The sequence below is a fragment of the Mycobacterium sp. AMU20-3851 genome, assembly GCF_043974665.1.
In the GTDB taxonomy this organism is placed as follows: Bacteria; Actinomycetota; Actinomycetes; order Mycobacteriales; family Mycobacteriaceae; genus Mycobacterium.
Genome location: NZ_CP146371.1, coordinates 3,412,180 through 3,435,299 on the forward strand (window position 1 = coordinate 3,412,180; position 23,120 = coordinate 3,435,299).

The 23,120-nt window shown below is 67.9% G+C and carries 30 protein-coding genes; 21 read left to right on the plus strand and 9 right to left on the minus strand.

Annotated features, from left to right (window positions below; translation table 11 throughout):
• The first annotated feature begins 4 nt into the window (after nt 1–4).
• Nucleotides 5–763, plus strand: a complete 759-nt coding sequence (locus V4U86_RS16330; protein WP_395307004.1) for a 3-oxoacyl-ACP reductase family protein — start codon at nt 5–7, stop codon at nt 761–763.
• On the opposite strand, the gene recX is transcribed toward V4U86_RS16330, so the two are convergent.
• Together recX and recA are read right to left on the minus strand one after the other, a co-directional pair.
• Nucleotides 760–1,302 carry a recombination regulator RecX gene (recX, locus tag V4U86_RS16335; RefSeq protein ID WP_395307005.1) on the minus strand — a complete coding sequence of 181 codons (543 nt, stop codon included), beginning with the start codon at nt 1,300–1,302 and terminating at the stop codon, nt 760–762. The genes V4U86_RS16330 and recX overlap by 4 nt on opposite strands.
• Nucleotides 1,271–2,314 (minus strand): recombinase RecA, encoded by a 1,044-nt coding sequence (gene recA, locus V4U86_RS16340; protein WP_395307006.1) that lies wholly within the window; start codon nt 2,312–2,314, stop codon nt 1,271–1,273. Before recA ends, recX begins: the two co-directional genes overlap by 32 nt.
• Nucleotides 2,315–2,512: 198 nt before the next feature.
• On the opposite strand from recA, the gene V4U86_RS16345 reads away from it, so the two are divergent.
• The 16 genes from V4U86_RS16345 to V4U86_RS16420 all read left to right on the plus strand — a co-directional run bounded on the left by V4U86_RS16345 (nt 2,513) and on the right by V4U86_RS16420 (nt 16,330).
• On the plus strand, nt 2,513–2,842 hold the full coding sequence (locus V4U86_RS16345) for a hydrogenase maturation nickel metallochaperone HypA (RefSeq protein ID WP_395312080.1): 330 nt from the start codon (nt 2,513–2,515) through the stop codon (nt 2,840–2,842).
• Between the two features lies 1 nt (nt 2,843).
• On the plus strand, nt 2,844–3,578 hold the full coding sequence (hypB, locus tag V4U86_RS16350) for a hydrogenase nickel incorporation protein HypB (RefSeq protein ID WP_395307007.1): 735 nt from the start codon (nt 2,844–2,846) through the stop codon (nt 3,576–3,578).
• 76 nt (nt 3,579–3,654) lie between these two features.
• Nucleotides 3,655–4,710, plus strand: coding sequence for a hydrogenase expression protein HypE (locus V4U86_RS16355; RefSeq protein WP_395307008.1), 1,056 nt, complete (start codon nt 3,655–3,657; stop codon nt 4,708–4,710).
• 63 nt (nt 4,711–4,773) lie between these two features.
• The gene (locus V4U86_RS16360) at nt 4,774–6,582 is read left to right on the plus strand and encodes a nickel-dependent hydrogenase large subunit (RefSeq protein WP_395307009.1); all 1,809 of its coding nucleotides are present in this window, start codon (nt 4,774–4,776) and stop codon (nt 6,580–6,582) included.
• Nucleotides 6,583–6,585: 3 nt separating this feature from the next.
• Nucleotides 6,586–7,512: a NifU family protein gene (locus tag V4U86_RS16365; RefSeq protein WP_395307010.1), complete on the plus strand. Its 927-nt coding sequence runs from the start codon at nt 6,586–6,588 to the stop codon at nt 7,510–7,512.
• Complete coding sequence (locus tag V4U86_RS16370) at nt 7,509–8,135, plus strand: DUF5947 family protein (protein ID WP_395307011.1); 627 nt, start codon at nt 7,509–7,511, stop codon at nt 8,133–8,135. Before V4U86_RS16365 ends, V4U86_RS16370 begins: the two co-directional genes overlap by 4 nt.
• Nucleotides 8,132–8,758, plus strand: coding sequence for a DUF6084 family protein (locus V4U86_RS16375; protein ID WP_395307012.1), 627 nt, complete (start codon nt 8,132–8,134; stop codon nt 8,756–8,758). Before V4U86_RS16370 ends, V4U86_RS16375 begins: the two co-directional genes overlap by 4 nt.
• The gene (locus V4U86_RS16380) at nt 8,755–10,014 is read left to right on the plus strand and encodes a hypothetical protein (protein ID WP_395307013.1); all 1,260 of its coding nucleotides are present in this window, start codon (nt 8,755–8,757) and stop codon (nt 10,012–10,014) included. The genes V4U86_RS16375 and V4U86_RS16380 overlap by 4 nt, the downstream gene beginning before the upstream one ends.
• A gap of 1 nt (nt 10,015) precedes the next feature.
• On the plus strand, nt 10,016–10,135 hold the full coding sequence (locus tag V4U86_RS16385) for a DUF6893 family small protein (RefSeq protein ID WP_395307014.1): 120 nt from the start codon (nt 10,016–10,018) through the stop codon (nt 10,133–10,135).
• Nucleotides 10,132–10,629, plus strand: a complete 498-nt coding sequence (locus tag V4U86_RS16390; protein WP_395307015.1) for a hydrogenase maturation protease — start codon at nt 10,132–10,134, stop codon at nt 10,627–10,629. The genes V4U86_RS16385 and V4U86_RS16390 overlap by 4 nt, the downstream gene beginning before the upstream one ends.
• A gap of 4 nt (nt 10,630–10,633) precedes the next feature.
• Entirely contained in the window at nt 10,634–10,870 is a 237-nt protein-coding gene (locus tag V4U86_RS16395; protein ID WP_395307016.1) for a HypC/HybG/HupF family hydrogenase formation chaperone, read from the plus strand.
• Nucleotides 10,867–13,149, plus strand: a complete 2,283-nt coding sequence (gene hypF, locus V4U86_RS16400; protein ID WP_395307017.1) for a carbamoyltransferase HypF — start codon at nt 10,867–10,869, stop codon at nt 13,147–13,149. The genes V4U86_RS16395 and hypF overlap by 4 nt, the downstream gene beginning before the upstream one ends.
• Nucleotides 13,150–13,162: 13 nt before the next feature.
• Nucleotides 13,163–13,429, plus strand: coding sequence for a HypC/HybG/HupF family hydrogenase formation chaperone (locus V4U86_RS16405; RefSeq protein ID WP_395307018.1), 267 nt, complete (start codon nt 13,163–13,165; stop codon nt 13,427–13,429).
• A complete protein-coding gene (hypD, locus tag V4U86_RS16410) occupies nt 13,426–14,526 on the plus strand; it encodes a hydrogenase formation protein HypD (protein ID WP_395307019.1) in 1,101 nt (366 codons plus the stop codon). Before V4U86_RS16405 ends, hypD begins: the two co-directional genes overlap by 4 nt.
• Nucleotides 14,519–15,577 carry a hydrogenase expression/formation protein HypE gene (hypE, locus tag V4U86_RS16415; protein ID WP_395307020.1) on the plus strand — a complete coding sequence of 353 codons (1,059 nt, stop codon included), beginning with the start codon at nt 14,519–14,521 and terminating at the stop codon, nt 15,575–15,577. Before hypD ends, hypE begins: the two co-directional genes overlap by 8 nt.
• Entirely contained in the window at nt 15,578–16,330 is a 753-nt protein-coding gene (locus V4U86_RS16420; protein WP_395307021.1) for a DUF6390 family protein, read from the plus strand.
• Here V4U86_RS16420 and V4U86_RS16425 read toward each other — a convergent pair.
• The 3 genes from V4U86_RS16425 to V4U86_RS16435 all read right to left on the minus strand — a co-directional run bounded on the left by V4U86_RS16425 (nt 16,284) and on the right by V4U86_RS16435 (nt 17,910).
• Entirely contained in the window at nt 16,284–16,466 is a 183-nt protein-coding gene (locus V4U86_RS16425; protein WP_395307022.1) for a hypothetical protein, read from the minus strand. The two genes, V4U86_RS16420 and V4U86_RS16425, sit on opposite strands and share 47 nt — an antisense overlap.
• A gap of 67 nt (nt 16,467–16,533) precedes the next feature.
• The gene (locus tag V4U86_RS16430) at nt 16,534–16,728 is read right to left on the minus strand and encodes a DUF3046 domain-containing protein (protein WP_395307023.1); all 195 of its coding nucleotides are present in this window, start codon (nt 16,726–16,728) and stop codon (nt 16,534–16,536) included.
• Nucleotides 16,729–16,737: 9 nt separating this feature from the next.
• Nucleotides 16,738–17,910, minus strand: coding sequence for a glycosyltransferase (locus tag V4U86_RS16435; RefSeq protein ID WP_395307024.1), 1,173 nt, complete (start codon nt 17,908–17,910; stop codon nt 16,738–16,740).
• Between the two features lie 42 nt (nt 17,911–17,952).
• Here V4U86_RS16435 and V4U86_RS16440 point away from each other — a divergent pair, with 42 nt between their 5' ends.
• Both V4U86_RS16440 and V4U86_RS16445 read left to right on the plus strand, forming a co-directional pair.
• Nucleotides 17,953–18,396 carry a limonene-1,2-epoxide hydrolase family protein gene (locus tag V4U86_RS16440; RefSeq protein ID WP_395307025.1) on the plus strand — a complete coding sequence of 148 codons (444 nt, stop codon included), beginning with the start codon at nt 17,953–17,955 and terminating at the stop codon, nt 18,394–18,396.
• 5 nt (nt 18,397–18,401) lie between these two features.
• Nucleotides 18,402–18,812, plus strand: coding sequence for a DUF5313 domain-containing protein (locus V4U86_RS16445; RefSeq protein WP_395307026.1), 411 nt, complete (start codon nt 18,402–18,404; stop codon nt 18,810–18,812).
• Here V4U86_RS16445 and pspM read toward each other — a convergent pair.
• From pspM to pgsA, 4 genes are all read right to left on the minus strand, one after another.
• Nucleotides 18,809–19,633: a phage shock envelope stress response protein PspM gene (pspM, locus tag V4U86_RS16450; protein ID WP_395307027.1), complete on the minus strand. Its 825-nt coding sequence runs from the start codon at nt 19,631–19,633 to the stop codon at nt 18,809–18,811. The genes V4U86_RS16445 and pspM overlap by 4 nt on opposite strands.
• 11 nt (nt 19,634–19,644) lie before the next feature.
• Nucleotides 19,645–20,451, minus strand: a complete 807-nt coding sequence (gene pspA / locus V4U86_RS16455) for a phage shock protein PspA (RefSeq protein WP_395307028.1) — start codon at nt 20,449–20,451, stop codon at nt 19,645–19,647.
• An 86-nt stretch (nt 20,452–20,537) separates the two neighbouring features.
• Complete coding sequence (clgR, locus tag V4U86_RS16460; protein ID WP_395307029.1) at nt 20,538–20,846, minus strand: transcriptional regulator ClgR; 309 nt, start codon at nt 20,844–20,846, stop codon at nt 20,538–20,540.
• Between the two features lie 43 nt (nt 20,847–20,889).
• On the minus strand, nt 20,890–21,492 hold the full coding sequence (gene pgsA, locus V4U86_RS16465; RefSeq protein WP_395307030.1) for a CDP-diacylglycerol--glycerol-3-phosphate 3-phosphatidyltransferase: 603 nt from the start codon (nt 21,490–21,492) through the stop codon (nt 20,890–20,892).
• Nucleotides 21,493–21,534: 42 nt separating this feature from the next.
• Here pgsA and V4U86_RS16470 point away from each other — a divergent pair, with 42 nt between their 5' ends.
• Nucleotides 21,535–22,044 carry an amino-acid N-acetyltransferase gene (locus V4U86_RS16470; protein ID WP_395307031.1) on the plus strand — a complete coding sequence of 170 codons (510 nt, stop codon included), beginning with the start codon at nt 21,535–21,537 and terminating at the stop codon, nt 22,042–22,044.
• Nucleotides 22,045–22,150: 106 nt separating this feature from the next.
• Nucleotides 22,151–23,110, plus strand: coding sequence for an IS481 family transposase (locus V4U86_RS16475; RefSeq protein ID WP_395307032.1), 960 nt, complete (start codon nt 22,151–22,153; stop codon nt 23,108–23,110).
• Nucleotides 23,111–23,120: the final 10 nt, after the last annotated feature.

Consider the following 23,120-nt stretch of genomic DNA (forward strand, 5'->3'; position numbering starts at 1 on the left):
TGCCATGACAGACAACTCGCACTCCACCCCACTGGCCGGACGCCGGGCCCTGGTCACCGGAGCGTCCCGCGGCATCGGGGCGGAAATCGTGCGTCGGCTGGCCGCCGACGGCGCCGCAGTGGCGTTCACCTACAACTCGTCCCCGGAACCGGCGGAGAAACTGGTCGCCGAGGTGTCCGCGTCCGGTGCGCAGGTGGTGGCCATTCAGGCCGACAGCGCCGACGCCACCGCCACCACCGCGGCCGTCGAGCAGGCGGTGAACACGTTGGGCGGCCTGGACATCCTGGTCAACAATGCCGGTGTCGCCTCCGGCGCCCCGATCGAGGAGTTCTCCCTGGAGGAGTTCGACCGAGTGGTGAACGTCAACGTGCGCGGCGTCTTTGCCACCACACAGGCCGCCGTACCGCATCTGGGCGACGGCGGGCGGATCATCAACATCGGCAGCGTGAACGCCGAACGTGTTCCGGTGGCAGGGTTTTCGGTGTATGCCCTGTCGAAGGCCGCGGTAGCTGGGTTCACCCGCGGCCTGGCCCAGGAACTCGGACCGCGCGGCATCACCGTGAACAACATCCAGCCGGGACCGATCGCCACCGACATGAATCCCGCCGAGGGACCGCTCGCCGAACAGATGACCAGCCTGCTGGCGCTCGGCCGCTACGGTCACACCCGCGACATCGCCAGCGCCGTGGCCTATCTGGCGTTACCGGAGGCCAACTACATCACCGGCGCCGCACTCAACGTCGACGGCGGGTTCCTGGTCTAGACGGAGCGCCGTTCACGCTCCTGGGCCAGTTGCGTCTTGACCACGTCGAAGGCCATCCCCTGGTTGTAGCCGCGTCGGGCGAGCAGGCCCACCAACCGCCGGGTCACCTTCGTCTCGTCGTCGAGGTTCTCCCGGCGCAGCTTGGTCGCCACCAGTTCCTCGGCCCGAACCCGCCACTCCCCCGGATCCACGCTGTCCAGCGTCGCGGCGATCAGATCGGCGTCGACACCCTTGGTGCGTAGCTCGGCGGCCAACGCGCGCTTGCCTTTTCCGGCATTGGTCCGTCGGGCACGAACCCACTCCTGCGCGAACGCGGCGTCATCGAGCAGTCCGACCTCCACCAGCCGGTCGAGCACCCGGGTGCTGACCTCGTCGGGAAATCCGCGGTCGGTCAGCCTGGTTTCGAGCTCGGCCCGGGTACGGGCGCGCACGGTGAGCAGGCGCAGGCACAAGTCCCGCGCCTGCTCCTCGCGCTTTGGGCCGGCCGGCTTCGGAGGATCAGCCGGCTCAGAAGTCGACGGGAGCGGGAAGGACGTCATCGTCGGTCAGCACGGCGCCGATGCCGAGCTTCTCCTTGATCTTCTTCTCGATCTCGTTGGCGACATCGATGTTCTCCAGCAGGTACTTTCGGGCGTTCTCCTTGCCCTGACCCAGCTGCTCGCCCTCATAGGTGAACCAGGATCCGGACTTGCGGATGAAGCCGTGCTCGACACCCATGTCGATGAGCGAGCCCTCCCGGCTGATGCCGTGGCCGTACAGGATGTCGAATTCAGCCTGCTTGAACGGCGGCGAGACCTTGTTCTTGACGACCTTGACGCGGGTGCGGTTACCGACCGCATCGGTGCCGTCCTTGAGGGTCTCGATGCGCCGGACGTCCAGACGCACGGAGGCGTAGAACTTCAGCGCCTTTCCGCCCGTGGTGGTTTCCGGCGAACCAAACATCACACCGATCTTCTCGCGCAGCTGGTTGATGAAGATCGCGGTGGTACCCGAGTTGTTCAGGGCGCCGGTCATCTTGCGCAGCGCCTGGCTCATCAGGCGGGCCTGCAGACCGACGTGGCTGTCGCCCATCTCGCCCTCGATCTCGGCGCGCGGCACCAGCGCGGCCACCGAGTCGATCACGATGAGGTCGATGGCACCGGAGCGCACCAGCATGTCGGCGATCTCCAGGGCCTGTTCACCGGTGTCGGGCTGGGACACCAGCAGCGCGTCGGTGTCCACACCGAGCTTCTTGGCGTACTCGGGATCCAGTGCGTGCTCGGCGTCGATGAACGCCGCGATGCCGCCGGCGGCCTGCGCGTTGGCCACCGCGTGCAGCGCCACGGTGGTCTTACCCGAGGATTCCGGGCCGTAGATCTCGACGACGCGGCCACGCGGCAGACCGCCGATGCCCAGCGCCACATCGAGTGAGATCGATCCCGTCGGGATCACCGAGATGGGCTGGCGCACCTCTTCACCGAGGCGCATCACCGAACCCTTGCCGTAGTTCTTCTCGATCTGGGCCATCGCCAGTTCGAGTGCTTTTTCGCGATCGGGAGCCTGTGGCGCCATGGGAGTACCTCTCCGGTAGTCGTGCGGTTGACCGGGGTTCCGGTCGGTTGGCTGTGACCCTAGGCGGCAGCACCGACAAGTAACTCGGTCGAACGCTCACCAGACTAGCGAACAGGTGTTCGAAGGCAAGAAAGACACGCCGTTGTGTATCGGCAGATGTGGACATATCGTGAGGTCACCGGTCCGAATCGGGACGATATGCACGAGATGGCCATCACCCAGAGTGTCGTCGAGGCGGTATGCGAACACGCCGCCGGGCGCCGGGTGCTCAGCGTCCGGATCGAGATCGGCGCGCTGTGCGCGGTGGTCCCCGACTCGGTGCGGTTCTGCTTCGACCTGGCGACCGAGGGCACCGTCGCCGACGGCGCCCGCCTGGACCTCGACATCCCGCCCGGGTCCGCCCGATGCCGCGACTGTGGCCTGCATTTCGCGGTGGCCGACCCCATCCTGTTGTGTCGCTGCGGCAGCGCCGACGTCGAGGTGCTGACCGGACGCGAACTCAAAATCCTGTCGATGGAAGTGAGTTGACATGTGCGCTACCTGCGGCTGCGGCGAGGACGCGGCCACCCACACCCCCCACGAGCACGTGCACCCCCACACCGAGACCGTCTCCCTCGAAGAGAAGGTGCTGGCCAAGAACGACCGGCAGGCCGAACAGAACCGGGCCTTCCTGGCCGCACGCCACATCGTGGCGCTCAACATCACCAGTTCACCGGGTGCCGGCAAGACGACCCTGTTGGAACACACCATCGGTGCGCTGATCGCCGACCGTGCGGTGACGGTCATCGAGGGCGATCAGGAGACCCTGCTCGATGCCGAGCGCATCCGCGCCACCGGCGCCCGCGCGGTGCAGATCAACACCGGAACGGGTTGTCATCTCGATGCACGGATGGTCCATCAGGCCCTGCACACCCTGGACCCCGAACCGGAGTCGGTGCTGTTCATCGAGAACGTCGGCAATCTGGTCTGCCCGGCCCTCTTCGACCTCGGCGAGCACGCCATGGTGGTGGTCATCTCCGTCACCGAGGGTGCCGACAAACCGCTGAAATACCCGCACATGTTCGCCGCGGCGGATCTGGTGGTCGTCAACAAGATCGATCTCCTGCCCTATGTGGACTTCGATCTCGATGCCTTTCGGCGAGCCGTGCGCTCGGTCAATCACAGTGCCGAGATCCTGCCGCTGTCGGCGGTCACCGGTGCCGGCACGGCGGCGTGGCAGGCCTGGATCACCGACCGTTCACCGGTCCCTGCGACCACCCGTTGACAAGTCAGAACACCGGGAGTAGACCCAGTACATATACCCATCCAGGGACCCAGCCCGTCCCGGAAAGAACTGCGCTATGCCCACATCGGCAGCAGTCAAAGCAGAAGAGACGCTGATCCACGTGCTCTGGATCAACGCCGGACTGAGTTGTGACGGCGATTCCGTGGCGCTGACTGCCGCCACCCAGCCCAGCATCGAGGAGATCGCACTCGGAGCGCTCCCCGGTCTGCCCAAGATCGCCGTGCACTGGCCCCTGATCGACTTCGAGTGCGGACCGAACGGGGGTGCCGACGACTTCCTGGAATGGTTCTTCCGCGCCGACCGTGGCGAACTCGACCCGTTCGTGCTCGTCGTCGAGGGGTCCATCCCCAATGAGCAACTGCACGACGAAGGCTACTGGTGCGGCTTCGGCAACGACCCCGCCACCGGGCAGCCGATGACCACCAGCGAATGGCTGGATCGGTTGGTGCCCAAGGCGACTGCGGTGGTTGCCGTCGGCACCTGCGCCACCTACGGCGGCATCCATGCGATGGCCGGCAATCCCACCGGCGCGATGGGAGTGCCCGACTATCTCGGCTGGAAATGGAAGAGCAAGGCGGGCATCCCCATCGTCTGCGTTCCGGGTTGCCCCATCCAACCGGACAACCTCGCGGAGACGCTCACCTACCTGCTGTACATGGCCACCGACCAGGCCCCGATGATCCCCCTCGACGACGCTTTGCGGCCCACCTGGCTGTTCGGCGCCACCGTGCACGAGGGTTGCGACCGCGCCGGGTACTACGAGCAGGGCGATTTCGCCCACGAATACGGCTCACCCAAATGCATTGTCAAACTGGGATGTTGGGGCCCGGTGGTGAAATGCAACGTACCCAAGCGAGGCTGGATCAACGGGATCGGCGGCTGCCCGAACGTCGGCGGCATCTGCATCGGGTGCACCATGCCGGGATTCCCGGACAAGTTCATGCCGTTCATGGACGAGCCGCCGGGCGGCAAGGTCTCCACGGCGGCGTCCGGGCTGTACGGCTCGGTCGTCCGCAGCCTGCGCGGCATCACCGCGCACACCGTCGACCGCGAACCGCAGTGGCGGCACCGAGGCGCCAAACTGGAAACCGGAGCGACCCGCACCTGGTAGGGCGCAGGCTGTTGCCATTCGAATGCCGTTCCGGCAGAACGGCTCAGCAAGGGAGCGACGTCCATGACACCCAAGCCCACGACGACCATCGGTGAGCCGTCACACGTCAAGCGCGATCCGGGCCAACTGGTGGAGATGGCCTGGGACCCGATCACCCGCATCGTCGGTAGCCTCGGCATCTACACCAAGATCGACTTCGAGAACCGCGAAGTGGTGGAATGCCACAGTACGTCGTCGATCTTCCGCGGCTACTCGATCTTCATGAAGGGCAAGGACCCACGCGACGCGCACTTCATCACCAGCCGTATCTGCGGCATCTGCGGCGACAATCACGCCACCTGCTCCTGCTACTGCCAGAACATGGCCTACGGGGTGCAGCCACCGCATCTCGGTGAGTGGATCGTCAACCTCGGCGAGGCCGCCGAGTACATGTTCGACCACAACATCTTTCAGGAGAACCTGGTCGGCGTCGACTTCTGCGAGAAGATGGTCGGCGAGACCAATCCGAGCGTGCTCGCCAAGGCCGAGAACACCTCGGCTCCGCGCTCGGACGCACACGGTTACCGCACGATCGCCGACATCATGCGCAGCCTCAATCCGTTCACCGGCGAGTTCTACCGGGAGGCACTACAGGTCAGCCGTTGGACGCGGGAGATGTTCTGTCTGATGGAAGGCCGGCATGTGCATCCATCCACGCTGTACCCGGGCGGAGTGGGCACTGTCGCCACCGTCCAGCTGATGACCGACTACCTGACCAGACTCATGCGCTACGTCGAGTTCATGAAGAAGGTCGTACCCATGCACGACGACCTGTTCGACTTCTTCTACACCGCCATGCCCGGCTACGAGAAGGTCGGGCTGCGCCGCACATTGCTCGGCTGCTGGGGTTCCTTCCAGGACCCCGAGGTGTGCAACTTCTCGTACAAGGACATGCAACGCTGGGGCGACGCGATGTTCGTGACCCCCGGTGTGGTGGTGGACGGGAAACTGGTCACCCACTCGCTCGTCGACATCAACCTGGGCATCCGGATCCTGCTGGGCAGTTCGTATTACGACGACTGGACGGACCAGGAGATGTTCGTGACGACCGACCCGCTCGGCAATCCGGTCGATCGCCGCCACCCGTGGAATCAACACACCAACCCGCATCCGCAGAAACGGGACATGGATGACAAGTACAGCTGGGTGATGTCGCCGCGCTGGTTCGACGGCAAGGACCACCTCGCTCTGGACACCGGCGGTGGCCCACTGGCCCGGCTGTGGTCCACCGCGCTGGCCGGGCTGGTCGACATCGGCTACGTCAAGTCCACCGGACACAGCGTCCAGATCAACCTGCCCAAGACCATCCTCAAGGGACCGGTCGAACTGGAATGGAAGATCCCAGAGTACGGCAGCAACACCATCGAACGCGACCGGGCCCGCACCTACTTCCAGGCCTACGCGGCGGCATGCGCCCTGCACTTCGCCGAAAAGGCGCTGGACGAGATCCGGGCGGGCCGCACCAAGACCTGGGAATCGTTCGAGGTGCCCGACGAGGGCATCGGCTGCGGGTTCACCGAGGCCGTCCGTGGCGTGCTGAGCCACCACATGGTGATCCGGGACGGCAAGATCGCCAACTACCACCCGTATCCGCCGACCCCGTGGAACGCCAACCCCCGGGACAGCTATGGCACGCCCGGCCCCTACGAGGACGCCGTGCAGGGCCAGCCCATCTTCGAGGAGAACGACCGGGAACACTTCAAGGGCATCGACATCATGCGGACGGTCCGCAGCTTCGACCCCTGCCTGCCGTGCGGGGTACACATGTACCTCGGCAACGGAAAGACGTTGGAGCGGTTGCACACACCCACCCAGTCCGCCGCCGGAGAATAAGCCGTGGACGCGCCGGGACCGTCACCTCCCGCAGCGTCCCAGGACGACGCACACTGGCGCGCGGCCGGCGAGCGGATCCAGGCCCTGCTCGATGCCAGCACGGCCGGCGGTGCCGCCGCACGTGAGCGCGCCGAACTGCTCGTCGGCGAGATCACCGACCTGTACGGGGCTGCGCTGCAACGGATCATCCGGATGGCCGACGACTCCCTCACCGAGGACTTCGCCGCCGACGACCTGATCGCCAGCCTGCTGCTGGTCCACGGTCTGCACCCACACGACACCCGACGGCGGATCGAGGACGCCCTGACCACGGTGCGGCCCTATCTCGGTTCGCACGGTGGGGATATCACCCTGATCGCCGTCGAGGACACCCGGGTCCGGTTGCGGTTCGCCGGCAGCTGCAAGAGTTGCCCGTCCTCGGCGGTCACCCTGGAACTCGCCGTCGAGGAGGCGATCCGGGCCGCGGCCCCGGAGGTCAGCGCGATCGAGGTGGCGGCGGCCGACACCACGCCGGGGATGATCCCGGCAGAGTCCCTGCTGAGCCGGGTGCACCGCGACGGCCACAACTCCCCCACCTGGCATCCGGCACCGGAGCTCACCGAACTGCGCCCGGGCGAAGTCGGCGGATTCCGCGTCGCCGGCGCAATCCTGTTGGCCTGCCGGGTCGGTGAGGACTTGTTCGCCTACCGGGATCGCTGCGGGCGCTGCGGCGGGTCCCTGGCCGGTGCCGCGCTGCACCGTCGGACGGCCGACGCGCATCCGGTGTTGCGCTGCCCGCGCTGCCGTGCCCATTTCGACGTGGTGCATGCCGGTACCTGCGTCGACGACGCCGACCCGCCCGCGCATCTGGACCCGGTACCGCTGCTGATGCGCGACGGTGTGCTCTCGCTGGCGGTGCCCGCCGAACCGACGCCGGCCGGTGTGCCATGACCGGTACCTTCGACGTGTTGGCGCGGGTGCGCGCCAACCGGGCGGCACCCGCCCCGGTCGGCGAGCGCTGCGAGATGTGCGCCGAACACATCGCCGACGAACACCAGCACGTGGTGGATGTCGAAGGCCGCCAACTGATGTGCGTCTGCCGGGGATGTTATCTGCTGTTCACCGACACCGACGCGGTGCTGCACTACCGCGCGGTGCCGGACCGATACCTGGAATTCGCGGGCTTCGCACTCGGGCGCCGGGAATGGGATCTTCTGCAGATCCCGGTGGGTTTGGCGTTCTTCTTCCGTAATTCCGCTCTCGGCCGGGTGGCCGCGTTCTATCCCGGCCCGGCCGGCGCCACCGAATCGGAACTCGATCTGTCGGCCTGGGAACAGATCCGCACCACCGACCCGCGGGTCGATCTGCTCGCCGACGACACCGAGGCACTGATCATCCGGATGCCGGATGGCCGAGAGCCCGAGTGCTTCCTGGTGCCCATCGACACCTGCTACGAGTTCGTCGGCCGGCTACGGCTGCTGTGGCACGGTTTCGACGGCGGTGGGCAGGTACACCGGTTCGTCGACGACTTCTTCGGGCGCCTGGGCGTACGCAGCAGGGCGGTACAGCGATGAACGACGTGACGTTCGCGGTCCTGGCGGTGACGCCCGAACCGTATGCGCTGACACCGATACTGACCGCGCGGGTCGGGATCGCGGCGGTCGGTGACGAACCGGTGCATGCGATCGCGCTGCGCTGCCAGGTGCGCATCGCGCCGCTGCACAGGGGCTACACCGACGAGGAGGCGGCCGCCCTGCTGGACCTGTTCGGTACCCGCGACCGGTGGTCCGCCACCCAGCACACCTTCCTGTGGCAGCACACCAGCGCCGTGGTCCCCGGGTTCACCGACGCCACCCAGGTCGATCTGCCACTGGTGTGCACCTACGACGTCGAGGTCACCGCGGCCAAGTACCTGCACGCGCTGGCAGACGGTGTCGTCCCGCTGCAGTTCCTGTTCAGCGGGACCGTATTCACCAAGGGGCACAACGGTTTCACGGTGCAGCAGATCCCCTGGGACCGTGAGGACCACTACGATATGCCGGTCTCGGTGTGGCGGGACCTCATCGATATGCACTTCCCGAACACCGGCTGGGTGCGCCTGAGCCACGACACCATCGATGCGTTGATCGCCCACAAGGCCGCGCACGGCATGCTCGGTATCGACGCCACGGTCGCCTCGCTCCTGGATGCCCGATGAGCAGGGTCACGGATCGGGTCAGGGCCGTCGCGGACGCGGTCCTCTACGAGGGATACCTGCTCTACCCGTACCGGGCCACGTCGGGAAAGAACCGGTGCCGTTGGCAGTTCGGGGTGCTGGGGCCACCCGGCGCCGCCGACCGCGGTCTCGGCGAGGACGACACGCTCGGCGCCGACCTGGTGCTGCGGGCCGCACCCGATGCGGAGTTGCACATCCTGGTGCGGTTCCTGCATCTGCAAAACCGCGCGGTCGAGCGTCGGGCGGGCGATACCTTCGAACCGGTCGACGCACTGACCGTGTCCGATGCGACCTACCTCACCTGGGACGAGGCCGTGGAATGCGAGTTGGCATTCGGCCCGCTTCCCGCCCAGCCCGGATCGCACAGTTATCCGTTCACCGTCGCCGGGGGCAGGGACATCGAGCCCGTCGACGGCGGCAGGCTGGTGCGCACCCGCGCGGAGTTGCATGCCGAACTGACGGTACACATCGAGGCCGAGGACGGGCTGCAGCGAATCTGGTCGTCGGTCCGCAATACCGGCGTCCCGCCGGCCGACGCGCGGCACGCCATCGCCACGTCGCTGATCGGCGCCCACCTGATCGCGCAGGTTTCGGCCGGAAGCTTCATATCACTGCTGGACCCACCCGCAGAGGCGGTCGACGCGGTCGGGCGGTGTCGCCGGCGGCGCTGCTTCCCGGTGCTGGCCGGCCCGCCCGGGGACAGTTCGGTGGTGCTGGTGTCGCCGATCATCCTCTACGACCACCCCGAGATCGCCGCGCAGAGCGATGCGATGCTCTATGACTCGACCGAGATCGACGAGATCCTCACGCTGCGGGTGATGACGCTCACCGACGAGGAGAAGGACCAGGCCCGCGCCACCGATCCGCGCGCGGCGCAACTCATCGACCGTTGCGACACGATGTCTCCCGAAGCCCTGCTGAATCTGCACGGGGTGATGCGTGATCCGTTCTGGGACAGCGCCGTCGACCCCGGCATCGATGTCGTTCTGGTCGACGGCGTACCGGTCGGTCGCGACAGCCGGGTCCGGTTACGGCCGTCGCGGCGCGCCGACGCCCAGGACATCTTTTTCGCCGGCCGGACCGCGCGGGTCACCTCGGTGCACGAGACGGTGGACGGTGACCGGCATATCGGGGTCGTCCTCGACGACGACCCGGCCGCCGACCTGCACGACTGGTACGGCCGCTACCTGTACTTCGCACCCGACGAAGTCGAACCGCTGGTCGAGAAGGGAACCTGATATGGAAGCAGTCGGCTGGGCGGCCGTGGTGGCCGCCGCGACGGTGATGATCGCCGGAGCTGTCCTCGCAGTCCGTTCCATCCCGGACGCGCGGCGCTACATGCGCATGCGCCGGATGTGACTCCAGGAGCCATCACGCAAAAGATTCTGGTAGCCGGGATCGGCAACATCTTCCTCGGTGACGACGGGTTCGGCCCCGAGGTGCTGCGCCATGTGCGCCCGGAGTGGCCGCAGGTGCACGTCGTCGACTACGGCATCGCCGGTATGCATCTGGCCTATGACCTGCTCGACGAGTGGGATGCGCTGGTACTGGTCGACGCGCTGCCCGATCGGGGCGCACCCGGCACCGTGCACATTTTCGAGCCCGACCACGAATCACGTTCGACCGCGGCGGGATTGGACGCCCACGCGATGGACCCCGGCACGGTGTTCGCCAGTCTGACCGCGCTCGGCGGCACCGCCCCGCACACCGTGGTCGTCGGATGTCAGGTCGGCAGCACCGCCGACGGTATCGGCTTGTCCGCGCCGGTGGCGGCCGCCGTCCCGGGCGCGGTCGATGCCGTCCGACGCGTCATCGCCGACCTGTTGTCCCGAGTACCGAGCAGGGAGGTTTGAGGCGATGTGTCTGGGAATCCCGGGGCAGGTCATCCGGATGCTCGACGGATACGGCGACCAACTCGCGCTCGTCGACGTGGCGGGTGAGCCGCGCAAGGTGAACGTCGGCATGCTGCCCGAGGAGACGTTCGGCGCCGGCGACTGGGTGCTCATCCACATGGGGTTCGCCGTCGAGAAGACCGACACCGCCGGGGCCGAGGCCGCCTTGGCGGGACTGAAGATGATGGGCAGCGGGCCATGACCCGCCGCCGGGTGCGGATCTACGTGCACGGGGTGGTCCAGGGTGTGGGCTTCCGCCCGTTCACCTACGCATGCGCGGCCGCGCTGGGCCTGTCCGGATCGGTGCGCAACGACAGCGCCGGCGCGGTCATCGAGGTGGAAGGCGAGCCGGTCGCCATCACGGACTTCCTGGACCGGCTGCACGACCGGCCGCCGCCACTGGCGGTCATCGACACGGTTCGGACGCAGGACCTTCCGCTACGCGGCGGCACCGGGTTCGTCATCGCCGACACCTCCCGCTCGGACGGCGGGCGCACCCTGACCTCCCCCGATGTCGCCATGTGCGCCGACTGCGCCGCCGAACAACGCGATCCCACCGACCGGCGGTACCGGCACGCGTTCATCAACTGCACCAACTGCGGACCACGTTTCACCATCATCGCTTCGCTGCCCTACGACCGGGCCTCGACCACCATGGCCCCCTTCCCGATGTGCGCCGCATGTGCGCGCGAGTATGCCGACCCGGCCGACCGCCGCTTCCACGCCCAACCGGTCTGCTGCCCGGTCTGCGGGCCGATGCTGACCTTTCTGGACCGGGCCGGTACCCGCGCCGACGGTGAGCACGGCCTGGGCCGCGCCCGAAGCCTGTTGCGGGACGGCGGGATCCTCGCCGTCAAGGGAATCGGCGGCTATCACCTGGCCTGCGACGGCGCGAACGAGCAGGCGGTGCGCACGCTGCGCACCCGGAAACGCCGTGGCGACAAGCCGTTCGCGGTGATGGTCGCCGACCTGGCGGCCGCGCGCACGATCGTCGAGGTGGACGCCGCCGCGCAACGGCTACTGACCGGGCCGCAGCGTCCGATCGTGCTGCTGCCCCGTCGGACCGGGGCTGCGGTGGCCGATGCGGTGGCACCGCACCTGCCCGACCTCGGGGTGCTGCCCGCCTACACGCCGGTGCACACCCTGTTGTTCGGGCTGCCCGGGGATGAACCGGGCCCGGCCGTGCTGGTGATGACCTCGGGCAATCTGGGCGGCGAGCCGATCTGCTTCACCGACGCCGACGCCCTGGACAGGCTCGCCGGGCTCGCCGACGGCTGGCTGACACACGACCGGGCGATCCTGGTCCCCTGCGACGACTCGGTGGTCCGGGCGTTCGGTGACGACCCCATTCCGCTCCGCCGCTCCCGGGGTTACGCGCCCCTGCCGGTCGCGCTGCCCCGACCGGTGCCACCCACCCTCGCGGTCGGCGCCGACCTGAAGAACACCCTGGGGGTCGCCGACGGGAAATACGCCTGGCTCAGCCAACACATCGGCGATATGGACGATCTGGCCACGCTGTCCGCCTTCGACGCGGCGCAGCAGCACCTCCGGTCGCTGACCGGCGTGCAGCCCGAAACCCTGGTCGCCGACGCACATCCCGGCTACCGGTCCACGGCGTGGGCCCGTAGCCACGCGGCGGGGCGGCCGCTGCGCTCGGTTCAGCATCACCACGCCCACATCGCGGCGGTGATGGCCGAGCACGGCCTGGACGGCGCCGCACCGGTGCTGGGATTCGCCTTCGACGGCACCGGTTACGGGCCCGACGGCGCGATCTGGGGTGGCGAGGTGCTGCTCGCCGATTACAAGGGTTACCGGCGGATCGCCCAGCTGAAATACGTGCCGCTGGCCGGCGGCGACGTCAGCGTGCTGCGCCCGTACCGGATGGCACTCGCGCACCTGTGGGCCGCGGGCCTGCCCTGGGATGAGGACCTGGACCCGGTGCGGGCCTGTCCCGACGACGAACGCGGTGTGCTGGCCCATCAGCTGCAGTCCGGGCTCGGCTGCGTCCGTACCTCCAGCATGGGCCGGCTGTTCGACGCGGTGTCCGCGCTGGCCGGGGTGCGCCAGCAGGTGGACTACGAGGCGCAGGCCGCCATCGAACTGGAGTCGTGTTCGCGCGGTATCGACTGCGGTGCAACTGTTTATGCCTTCGGCATCGACATCGGCGAGGTGGCCGTCGCCGATCCCGGACCGGTACTGGCCGCCGTCGTCTCCGATGCGCGGTCCGGCGCCGGGCCCGGACTGATCGGGGCCCGGTTCCACCGGGCGGTCGCAAACCTGATAACCCGGCTCGCCGAGATCACCGACCAGGGCACACCCACCATCGCGTTGTCCGGTGGGGTTTTCCAGAACGCGCTGCTGCTGCGAATGACTCTCGACACCCTGAACGCCGCAGGTTTCCAGGTCATCACACACCGCCGGGTTCCGCCGAACGACGGCGGTATCGCGCTCGGCCAACTGCTGGCCGGTAATTCGATGTGAGAGGAGCACTTCCATGTGTTTGGCGGTTCCAGGAAAGATCCTGAGTCTGGCAGACCGGGATGGCACCCTGATGTCGCTCGTCGACTTCGGCGGCATCCAGAAGGACGTCTGCCTGCAGTACATCCCGGATGCGGCGGTCGGCGACTATGTGATCGTGCATGTGGGATTCGCCATTCAGCGCCTCGACGAGGAATCGGCGCGGCGCACGCTGGCCGAGTTCGCGCACCTCGGGGTGCTCGAGCAGGAATTCGGAGACACGGCAACCGGGGTGACACCATGAAGTACTTGGACGAGTTCAGCGATCCCGAACTGGCGGGCAAGCTGGTCGACCAGATCCGCGCGGCCACCAGCCGGCGCTGGTCGATCATGGAAGTGTGTGGTGGGCAGACACATTCGATCATCCGGCACGGCATCGACCAGTTACTTCCCGACCGGATCGAGATGATCCACGGACCCGGCTGCCCGGTGTGCGTGACGCCGCTGGAGATGATCGACAAGGCCCTGGAGATCGCCGCCCGGCCGGAGGTGATCTTCTGCTCGTTCGGTGACATGCTGCGGGTTCCGGGCAGTTCGAAGGATCTGCTCCGGATCAAGAGCGAGGGCGGCGACGTGCGGGTGGTCTATTCGCCGCTGGATGCACTGACCATCGCCCGGGAGAACCCGCACCGGCAGGTGGTGTTCTTCGGGATCGGATTCGAGACCACCGCACCGGCCAACGCGATGACGGTGTACCAGGCCAAACGACTGGGTATCGAGAACTTCTCGCTGCTGGTCTCGCACGTACTGGTCCCGCCGGCGATCGCCGCCATCATGGAATCGCCGACCTGCCGGGTCCAGGCGTTCCTCGCGGCCGGCCACGTCTGCTGCGTGATGGGCACCGGCGAGTACCCCCCACTCACCGAGAAGTACCGGGTCCCGATCGTGGTCACCGGATTCGAACCACTCGACATCCTGGAGGGGATCCGGCGCACGGTGCTCCAACTGGAATCGGGACGCCACGAGCTGGAGAACGCCTATCCACGCGCGGTGCAGGCAGCGGGCAACGTCGCCGCCAAGGCCATGCTGGCCGACGTGTTCGAGGTGACCGACCGTGTCTGGCGTGGCATCGGGATGATTCCGCGCAGCGGCTGGCGGCTGTCCCCGGCCTACCGGGAGTTCGATGCCGAACGACGCTTCTCGGTGACCGGTATCCGTACCCCGGAGTCGGCGATCTGTCGGTCCGGGGAGGTGCTGCAGGGGCTGATCAAGCCGCACGAGTGTGCTGCCTTCGGCCGCGAGTGCACCCCGCGCAATCCGCTGGGCGCGACGATGGTGTCCTCCGAAGGCGCGTGCGCCGCCTACTACCTCTACCGGCGACTGGAGGTGAGCCATGCCTGAGACCGTCGATATCCAGTCGTGGGTGTGCCCGGTGCCGCTGCGGGACGCCCCGAACATCGTGATGGGCCACGGCGGGGGCGGGGCGATGTCTGCCGAGCTGATCGAGCACCTGTTTCTGCCGGCGTTCGGCCCGGCGGCCGAGGCCGGGCTGGGTGACGCGGCGGTCATCGAGGTCGGCGATGCCCGGCTGGCGTTCTCCACCGACTCGTTCGTGGTCAAACCGTTGACATTCCCCGGCGGCACCATCGGTGATCTTGCGGTGAACGGCACCGTGAACGATCTCGCGATGGCGGGCGCCTGCCCGCTGGTGTTGTCGACGGCGTTCATCCTTGAGGAGGGCACCGCACTGCAGGACATCGCGCACGTCGCGCAGGCGGTGGGCACCGCCGCGCTGGCGTCGGGCGTGAAGCTGGTCACCGGCGACACGAAAGTGGTCGACGCCGGGCACGGGGACGGGGTGTTCATCAACACCACCGGCATCGGCATCGTCGACCCACGCGCCGATATCCGGCCGCAGCGGGCGGCCCCGGGGGACGCGGTCATCGTCAGCGGCGACATCGGTGTGCATGGGATCGCGGTGATGAGCTGTCGCGACGGACTCGAGTTCGCGACCACCGTCGCCAGCGACACCGCTCCGTTGCACGGGCTGGTGGCCGCCCTCCTGGACACCGGCGCGGACCTGCACGTCTTGCGCGATCCGACGCGGGGCGGAGTGGCCGCGACGCTGAACGAGATCGCCCGGGCCGCGCACGTGGGCGTGGCCCTCGACGAGCGGGCTTTCCCGATTCCTCCCGAGGTGCGCGACGCGTGTGGGTTGCTCGGGCTGGATCCGTTGCAGGTCGCCAACGAGGGCAAGCTGCTGGCGTTCGTCCCGCCGGGCGATGCCGAGCGGGTGCTGGCCGCCATGCTGGACCATCCGCTCGGGGTGCGGGCCGCGGTGATCGGGCGCTGCGTCGCCGACCATCCGGGGATGGTGGTCGCTCGCACCGCTCTGGGCGGTACCCGGGTGGTGGACCTTCCCCTCGGTGAACAGCTCCCGCGGATCTGCTGAATGACCGGCCATGCGTTGTTCGCCCGGTACGCCTACCCGCCGAACGAACTCGGCTACTGCGGGCCGCGGGATCCGTCGGTGTCGTTGCGTGCCGGCACCCTCGGTGCCCACGCGCGGGAGTTCGACGGCGCATGGCCGTATCTCGAGGCGCTCGCCGATACCGTCGACGGAGGAGACCCGCTCGACGATGAGGTGGTGCGCTCCTACTGGATCGGCGGCGATCTGCTGTACCAAATCGATGCCGGCGCGCTGCTGCACCGGCTGCGCACCGCATTCGGCGGCCAGGCCACCGGTCTGCTGGCGGATCTCACCGACCCCGGCGGGGTGTTGGCACACCACAGCTTCCACGTCTTCGTGGTCTACCCCTGGGTGCGGTTCCTGGATCGCGACCCGGTGACGCCGGTGCGCATCATGCAGAGCTGCCGCATCCGCTGGGGTGTCGTGGAATCCGTCGCCGACGAGTACGCGATGATCACGTCGCGACCGTTGGTCTACGCGGACGGTGTGCTCGCACTCGGGCCGCCGGCAGCAGATCGGGTGCGCTGGAGCCGGGACGGCGCCTCGCTGTCGGCATTGCCGCGGCCCGGGGACACGGTGTCCGCGCACTGGGACTGGGTGTGCGGGCCGCTGACCACAACCGAATGCGCGGCGCTGGCCGCGGCGACGACGACCACGCTGGAACTGGTGAACGCGACTCGCGCGCGGCTCAACGCCGCCAGTTCGGGAAGTTGTCGAGGTCCCGCAGCGTCATGACGAAACCGATCACCCCCACGACGACGGCCGCGGCGTACCCCACGCCCACCGGCCAGCCGGTCAGCACGGAGGCCGCCAGCCAGCACAGCAGCAGCGCGGCGATCACCATCAGCACGCCGTAGAAGGGTGTCCGCATGGGGTGCTCACCCAGACCCATAGCTCCGGTATACGCCGAAACGACCCGCGGCAAAAGAGCCGGAATTTCACCAGTCCTCGCGCGGGACGTCGAAATCCGCGCACAGCGCCCGCCACACCTCGCGCGGTTCCACGCCGGCTTCGATGGCCTGGGCTGCGGTACGCCCACCCAGCGCGCTCAACACGTGGTCGACGAGCACCGACGTGCCGTAGGCGGCACCGAACAGACCGCTGACACGTTCGTTGAATTCGGTGAGACGCACCCGGCCAACCTACCGAGTCGCCGCGAGCACGTCATGGCACACCCGTACCGGATCGGACACCGCGCCCGCGCCGGCCCGGGACCGTTCGGCGGCGGCCCGGTACTTCGGGTCGCCGAGCACCTCGGCGACGGCGGCGGTCAGCGCCTCGGCCGTCAGCGGCCGGATCAGCCGGCCACTTCCTTGCCGGACAACACGATTGGCGATCTCCCACTGGTCACCGCCACCGGGTACCGTCACCAACGGCACGCCGTGCAGCAGTGATTTGGCGACGATGCCGTGGCCTCCCCCGCACACCAGCACATCGGCGTGGGCGAGCAGTTCGTCCTGGCGTCCGAGGCCGACCACCGCCCAGTCCGGAACCGTCAACTCCGCACCGCCCAGCCGGGATACCGCCACCCGCAGGCCCTGTGGCAGCCCACGTCCGGGGGCCAGCGCGCTCAGCGCGAGTTCGGCCAGGCCGGTCGTGCCGGTGGTCGCCGTCGACGGTGCGACCATCACCAGCGGGCCCGGCCCCGGCGGTGGCGCCAGAACCGCCTCGGTCGGCTCGAAATGCAGTGGCCCCACCACGACGGCCTCATCGGGCCAGTCCGGGCGCGCGACCTCCAGCGCCGGCAACGTCGCGATCAGCCGTCGCGCCGGGCCCGGATCGGGCCCGGGCAGGCCGATGCCGACCCGGGCCGCCGCCCGGTCCCGGTTCCCGGCCCGGATCGAGCGTGCGGTCAGCGCCCGCAGCACGGTGTCCCGGGCCCGCCCCCGCAGACCGGCGCCGGGCGCCAGGCCGCTGCCCACCGGGGGCAGCCCCTTCGACGGCAGATACAGCGGGTGCGGGTCCACTTCGACCCACGGCAGCCCGAGCAGTTCGGCGGCCATCCCGCCGCAGGCGGTGATGACATCCGAGCACACCAGATCCGGTGCCAGCGTGCGCAGTGCGGGCGCATTGAGGACCGCCATCCGGGCCGCCCGGTGATGGATCTTGGCCCCGGCGTCCTGGTCGTCGTCATCGCCGTCGGGGTCCAGGCCCGCGAGCAGCACCGCGTCCACGCCCGCAGCACGGGCGGTGTCGAGCCACTGCTGCCCGGTGAACAGCGTCGGGGAATCGCCCGCGGCCAGGAAGCGCAGGCACAGCGCCATGGCCGGGAACGCATGCCCGGGATCGGGTCCGGCGACCACGGCTACCTTCACAAGAGCACCCTGTCACAGCCGTGAACCTCTACCCTGAGGGGCATGACCGACCAGGTGGCACCGACCGGCACAGGCACCGACAACATCGCGACGGTGGAACGCTTCTTGTTCTCCCTGCGCGGACCCGACCTGGACACCGCGGCCGAACTGCTCGACGAGAACCTCGTCTACCAGAACGTCGGGTTGCCGACGATTCACGGCAGGGCCCGCGCCCTGAAGCTGTTCAAGGGTATGGAGCGGCGCAGCCTGGGTTTCGACGTGAAGATCCACCGCAGTGCCGCCGAGGGCGTCAGCGTGCTCAACGAGCGCACCGACGTGATCCGGATCGGCCCGGTGGTGCTGAAGTTCTGGGTGTGCGGGGTCTTCGAGGTGCACGATGGCCGCATCACGCTGTGGCGGGACTACTTCGACCAGTTCGATATGGCCAAGGCACTGGTGCGCGGTGTGGTCGGAGCGGTGGTTCCCGCGCTGCGTCCTAGACTTTGAACTCGATGAGCAAGACCAAACCCAACCTGTTCCAGCTGATCAGGTACTGCCTGGGCAAGCCGCTGCCGCCGTCCATGCTCGACTGGGTGCGCAACGATCTGGCCGGTCCCGGCGCCACCCGCCGGGTGATGCTGCGGGTGCTGGTCCCCGCGGTGCTGATCCTCGCGCCGTTCTGGCTGATCCCGACGACGCTGTACGTGCACCTGTCGATGACGGTGCCGATCCTGATTCCGTTCATCTACTTCTCGCATGCGCTGAACAAGATCTGGCGCCGGCACATGCTGCGCGCGCACGGCCTGGACCCGTCGCTGGTCGATGCCCTGGCCCGGCAGCGCGACGCCGCCAAGCACCAGTCCTACATCGATCGCTACGGCGCCCGGCCGGAGTCGGCGGAACTGGGCACCCACGACATCTAGGCCCCGCGCAGCTGCCCCAATTCGCTGTAGGCCTGGGCCCAGCCCTGCAGCCGGTCGGTGGCGTTGACCAGCTCGTCGCGGTAGCGCCGCGCGCCGGGCACCGGGTGCGGCCCGGCATTCAGCGAAGACACCAACTGGGCCGCCGCGGTCACCATCTCGTCGTACTGGCGGGCGCCCTGGTGCAGCTGGGCGGTATAGGCGTCGATGCTCGCCGCCAGGTGTGCCCGCGAGCGCGGCGAGGACGCCCCCGCCCGCTCCATGGCGACCACTTCGTCGGCGGTGGCCGCCATGGTGGCCGCGGTCTGGCCGGCCGCGTCGGCAATGTCGGCGAGATCCTCGGCCGGCAGCATCCGCCCCCGCTGCAGCACCCCCAGCAGCGAGTAGAGCCCACGCTCGGAGGACGCCAGCGCGGCCATCGGCTTACGCGCGGCCGACCCGTAGGGCGGCATCCGGCGCGCGGTCGGACCGGCGGGCAGGGGTTCGGCCCGCAACCAGCGGTAGCGCAGGAAGAGCAGGGTGGCCGGGAACGCCGCACCCGCGGCGATCACCCCGGTCACGATCAGTGCCCACACCGGGGTACTCCAGGACGCCAGGACCGCGGTCACCAGCACCCAGAACAGGCTGCTGAGACCGAAGAACACCGCCAGTCGCAGCGCCCAGCGCCGTTTGCGCAGCAGTTTGGCCCGCGGATCGGACATCATGGCGAGCTTTTCGGCCAGCAGACCGGAGTACTCGGCGGCGGTGTCGATGCCGCCCTGCACCCCGCGCGCGAGCACCGCCCGCCAGCCGCGTTGCTGCGTCGTCTTGTAGCCGCTCGCCATATCAACCAATCCTATTGGGGCAGTGGGTTTTCCGGGGTAGCTGCGGGCGGGTTGGCTGCGGGAGTCGCCGGGGTCGCGCCACCGGACGGCAACGCCTCACCACGCATCGAGGCGCGGATCTGCTCGAGGCGGGAATGTCCGGCCATCTGCACGCTGGCCTGCTGGACCTCCATCATGCGGCCCTGCACCGAGTTCTGGGCGAGCTCGGTGGCGCCCATCGCATTGGCGTAGCGCCGCTCGATCTTCTCGCGGACCTCATCGAGGTTGGGCGTCGTACCGGGCGCGGCGATCTCGCTCATCGACTGCAGCGACTTGCTGACCTGCTCCTGCATCTTGGCCTGCTCGAGCTGGGACAGCAGCTTGGTGCGTTCGGCGATCTTGGTCTGCAGCACCATCGCGTTCTGCTCGACGGCCTTCTTGGCCTGGCCGGCCGCCTGCAGCGACTGGTCGTGCAGGGACTTGAGGTCCTCGACGCTCTGCTCGGCGGTCACCAGCTGGGCGGCGAAAGCCTCGGCGGCGTTGGTGTATTCGGTGGCCTTGGCCGCATCGCCGGCCGCCGTCGCCTGATCGGCGAGGGTGAGCGCCTGGCGCACATTGGCCTGCAGCTTCTCGATGTCGGCCAGCTGGCGGTTCAGCCGCATCTCGAGCTGACGCTGGTTACCGATCACCTGGGCGGCCTGCTGGGTCAGCGCCTGGTGCTGACGCTGGGCATCCTCGATGGCCTGCTGGATCTGCACCTTCGGATCGGCGTATTCGTCGACCTTGGAGCTGAACAGGGCCATGAGGTACTTCCACGCCTTTACGAACGGATTGGCCATGGGAACATTTCCGCCTTCGTATCTTCGAGTGTGCGCACTGCCGGGTGGGAACTTCTTGGGTGCCAACCTATCGTTTCGGCACCCGGTCAGGCCACCGCCATGGACACGACCTGCGGGATGACGACCTTGGTCGCGGCGTCGATCCCGGTGACGGCACCCTCCTCGCGGGCCATCTGCTCCCCCGCGTCGAACAGCACCCGCGACATGGGGATGTCGAGCGCGTCGCAGATCGCGTTCAGCAGCTCGCTGGAAGCCTCTTTCCGTCCACGCTCGACTTCCGAGAGATAGCCCAGGCTGACCCGCGCCGCGTCGGACACCTCACGCAGGGTGCGTCCCTGCCCGGTCCGGGCCTCGCGCAGAACCTCGCCGATCACTTCGCGCATCAGTGCCGTCATACAACGGTCAACGCCACCGAGTGGCCGGTGGTTCCCGGGGCGCTCAGGTTGCCGGTCGGGTCCGGGAATCACGGACCGCCGAGAGCACATAATCGAAGCCGGTCAGCACCGTCAGCAGCACCGCCAGCCACATCAGCCAGGTCGCCGTCGTCAACCAAATGGGTGGCCAGACCGCGATCGGCAGGATGAACAGACCGATCGCCACCGCCTGGACCAGGGTTTTCAGCTTCCCGCCGCGGCTGGCCGGGATCACCCCGTGCCGCAGCACCGCGAATCGCAGCAGGGTGACGCCGATCTCGCGGACCATGATGACGATGGTGATCCACCACGGCAGGTCGCCCAGCATCGACAGCCCGATCAATGCAGAGCCGATCAGCAGCTTGTCCGCGATCGGGTCGAGCAGCTTCCCGAACTCGGTGACCATGCCGTAGGCGCGGGCCAGCGCCCCGTCGAAGTGGTCTGTGATCACCGCCACCGCGAAGACGGTGAAAGCGACTGTTCGCCAGAACGTCTCATGGCCGTCGCCGACGAACAGCGCCGCCAGGAACACCGGGACGAGGACCAGCCGCAGACCGGTGAGCAGGTTGGCGACGTTCGCGACGGATGCACGGGGCACAACTGGATCGATGTCTGATTGGCCCGGCACCGCAACAGAATATCGGTTGCCCAAACCGATACTCTCCCTGCTGTGAGCGAGGACCTCGATGAACTGGCCGTGCGTCGGGCCAACACCTCCGATGTGCCCGCCATCAAGGCGCTCGTCGACATCTACGCCGGCAAGATCCTGCTGGAGAAGAACCTGGTCACGCTGTACGAGGCCGTGCAGGAGTTCTGGGTCGCCGAGCTGGCCGGTGAGGTCGTCGCCTGCGGCGCCCTGCACGTGCTGTGGGCCGATCTCGGTGAGGTGCGCACCGTCGCCGTGCACCCCAAGGTCCGTGGTCACGGCGTCGGGCACCGGGTGGTCGCTCAACTGCTCGATGTCGCGCGCGATCTGCATCTGCACCGCATCTTCGTGCTCACCTTCGAGACCGAGTTCTTCAGCAGGCACGGTTTCACCGAGATCGAGGGCACCCCGGTGACCGCCGAGGTCTACGAGGAGATGTGCCGCTCCTACGACACCGGTGTTGCCGAGTTCCTGGACCTGTCCTACGTCAAGCCCAATACCCTCGGCAACACCCGGATGCTGCTCACGCTCTAGATGTATTCAGCCATGACGTTGGTAGCGGGCGTGTTGGCTTGATGTGAGGAGAACCTCCGGGTGAGGTGTGGCTTGTCGAAGGCCCATCACCAACCCGGAGGTTCTCGTGTCCCACCGTAATGCCCGCACCACCCTGCATGGCCGATTGCTGATCGTGCAACGCCACCAGCAGGGCTGGAAACAGGCCCATATCGCCGACGCGATGGGCATCTCCCGCAAATGCGTACACACCTGGATCAGCCGTTTCGCCGCTGAAGGCGAAGCCGGACTTCATGACCGGTCCTCACGACCGCACCACAGCCCAACCAAGACCCCAGCACGCGTGGAACGCCAAGTAGTCGCCGCGCGGCGTAAACACCGCCGCGGCCAGGACTGTCTGGGCCCTGAGCTCGGAATCCCGGCCCGCACGGTGGCTCGGATTCTGCGTCGCCGCGGTGTCCCCTATCTGCGGGACTGCGATCCGATGACCGGCGCGGTGATCAAAGCATCCAAAGCCACCACCCGACGCTATGAGCGAGACCGCCCTGGCGAATTGGTGCATGTCGATGTCAAGAAGCTCGGACGCATCCCGGACGGTGGCGGGTGGCGTGCGCATGGCCGCAGCGAGAAGGTCCGCGGCCGCGGGATCGGCTATGACTACGTGCACTCGATGGTCGATGACCACAGCCGGCTGGCCTACTCAGAAATTCATGCCGACGAGAAAGGAGCGACGTGCGCTGCTTTCATCGCCAGGGCGGCTATTTACTTTCAATCCCACGGCATTACGGCCATCGAAGGCGTCATCACCGACAACCACTGGAGTTACCGGCGCTCCACCGACGTCGCCGCAGTCCTGCGCCAACTTCACGCCAAACACCTGTTCATCAAGCCGCATTGCCCATGGCAGAACGGCAAGGTAGAACGCTATAACCGCACCCTGCAAAGCGAATGGTCTTACCGGCGAGTGTTCGCCTCCAACGCCGACCGCGCCCAAGCCCTTGCACCCTGGGTCGAGTTCTACAACACTCAACGCCGCCACAGCGCACTCGACGGACTACCACCCATCAGCCGACTGCGACCAACCTGATGGCCGAATA

Bases quoted from the DNA above. Each gene is read 5' to 3' on its own strand.
- V4U86_RS16330 (WP_395307004.1), top strand. From the start codon at position 5: ATGACAGACAACTCGCACTCCACCCCACTGGCCGGACGCCGGGCCCTG.
- recX (WP_395307005.1), bottom strand. From the start codon at position 1,302: ATGACGTCCTTCCCGCTCCCGTCGACTTCTGAGCCGGCTGATCCTCCG.
- recA (WP_395307006.1), bottom strand. From the start codon at position 2,314: ATGGCGCCACAGGCTCCCGATCGCGAAAAAGCACTCGAACTGGCGATG.
- V4U86_RS16345 (WP_395312080.1), top strand. From the start codon at position 2,513: ATGCACGAGATGGCCATCACCCAGAGTGTCGTCGAGGCGGTATGCGAA.
- hypB (WP_395307007.1), top strand. From the start codon at position 2,844: ATGTGCGCTACCTGCGGCTGCGGCGAGGACGCGGCCACCCACACCCCC.
- V4U86_RS16355 (WP_395307008.1), top strand. From the start codon at position 3,655: ATGCCCACATCGGCAGCAGTCAAAGCAGAAGAGACGCTGATCCACGTG.
- V4U86_RS16360 (WP_395307009.1), top strand. From the start codon at position 4,774: ATGACACCCAAGCCCACGACGACCATCGGTGAGCCGTCACACGTCAAG.
- V4U86_RS16370 (WP_395307011.1), top strand. From the start codon at position 7,509: ATGACCGGTACCTTCGACGTGTTGGCGCGGGTGCGCGCCAACCGGGCG.
- V4U86_RS16375 (WP_395307012.1), top strand. From the start codon at position 8,132: ATGAACGACGTGACGTTCGCGGTCCTGGCGGTGACGCCCGAACCGTAT.
- V4U86_RS16380 (WP_395307013.1), top strand. From the start codon at position 8,755: ATGAGCAGGGTCACGGATCGGGTCAGGGCCGTCGCGGACGCGGTCCTC.
- V4U86_RS16385 (WP_395307014.1), top strand. From the start codon at position 10,016: ATGGAAGCAGTCGGCTGGGCGGCCGTGGTGGCCGCCGCGACGGTGATG.
- V4U86_RS16395 (WP_395307016.1), top strand. From the start codon at position 10,634: ATGTGTCTGGGAATCCCGGGGCAGGTCATCCGGATGCTCGACGGATAC.
- hypF (WP_395307017.1), top strand. From the start codon at position 10,867: ATGACCCGCCGCCGGGTGCGGATCTACGTGCACGGGGTGGTCCAGGGT.
- V4U86_RS16405 (WP_395307018.1), top strand. From the start codon at position 13,163: ATGTGTTTGGCGGTTCCAGGAAAGATCCTGAGTCTGGCAGACCGGGAT.
- hypD (WP_395307019.1), top strand. From the start codon at position 13,426: ATGAAGTACTTGGACGAGTTCAGCGATCCCGAACTGGCGGGCAAGCTG.
- hypE (WP_395307020.1), top strand. From the start codon at position 14,519: ATGCCTGAGACCGTCGATATCCAGTCGTGGGTGTGCCCGGTGCCGCTG.
- V4U86_RS16420 (WP_395307021.1), top strand. From the start codon at position 15,578: ATGACCGGCCATGCGTTGTTCGCCCGGTACGCCTACCCGCCGAACGAA.
- V4U86_RS16425 (WP_395307022.1), bottom strand. From the start codon at position 16,466: ATGCGGACACCCTTCTACGGCGTGCTGATGGTGATCGCCGCGCTGCTG.
- V4U86_RS16440 (WP_395307025.1), top strand. From the start codon at position 17,953: ATGACCGACCAGGTGGCACCGACCGGCACAGGCACCGACAACATCGCG.
- V4U86_RS16445 (WP_395307026.1), top strand. From the start codon at position 18,402: ATGAGCAAGACCAAACCCAACCTGTTCCAGCTGATCAGGTACTGCCTG.
- pspM (WP_395307027.1), bottom strand. From the start codon at position 19,633: ATGGCGAGCGGCTACAAGACGACGCAGCAACGCGGCTGGCGGGCGGTG.
- pspA (WP_395307028.1), bottom strand. From the start codon at position 20,451: ATGGCCAATCCGTTCGTAAAGGCGTGGAAGTACCTCATGGCCCTGTTC.
- clgR (WP_395307029.1), bottom strand. From the start codon at position 20,846: ATGACGGCACTGATGCGCGAAGTGATCGGCGAGGTTCTGCGCGAGGCC.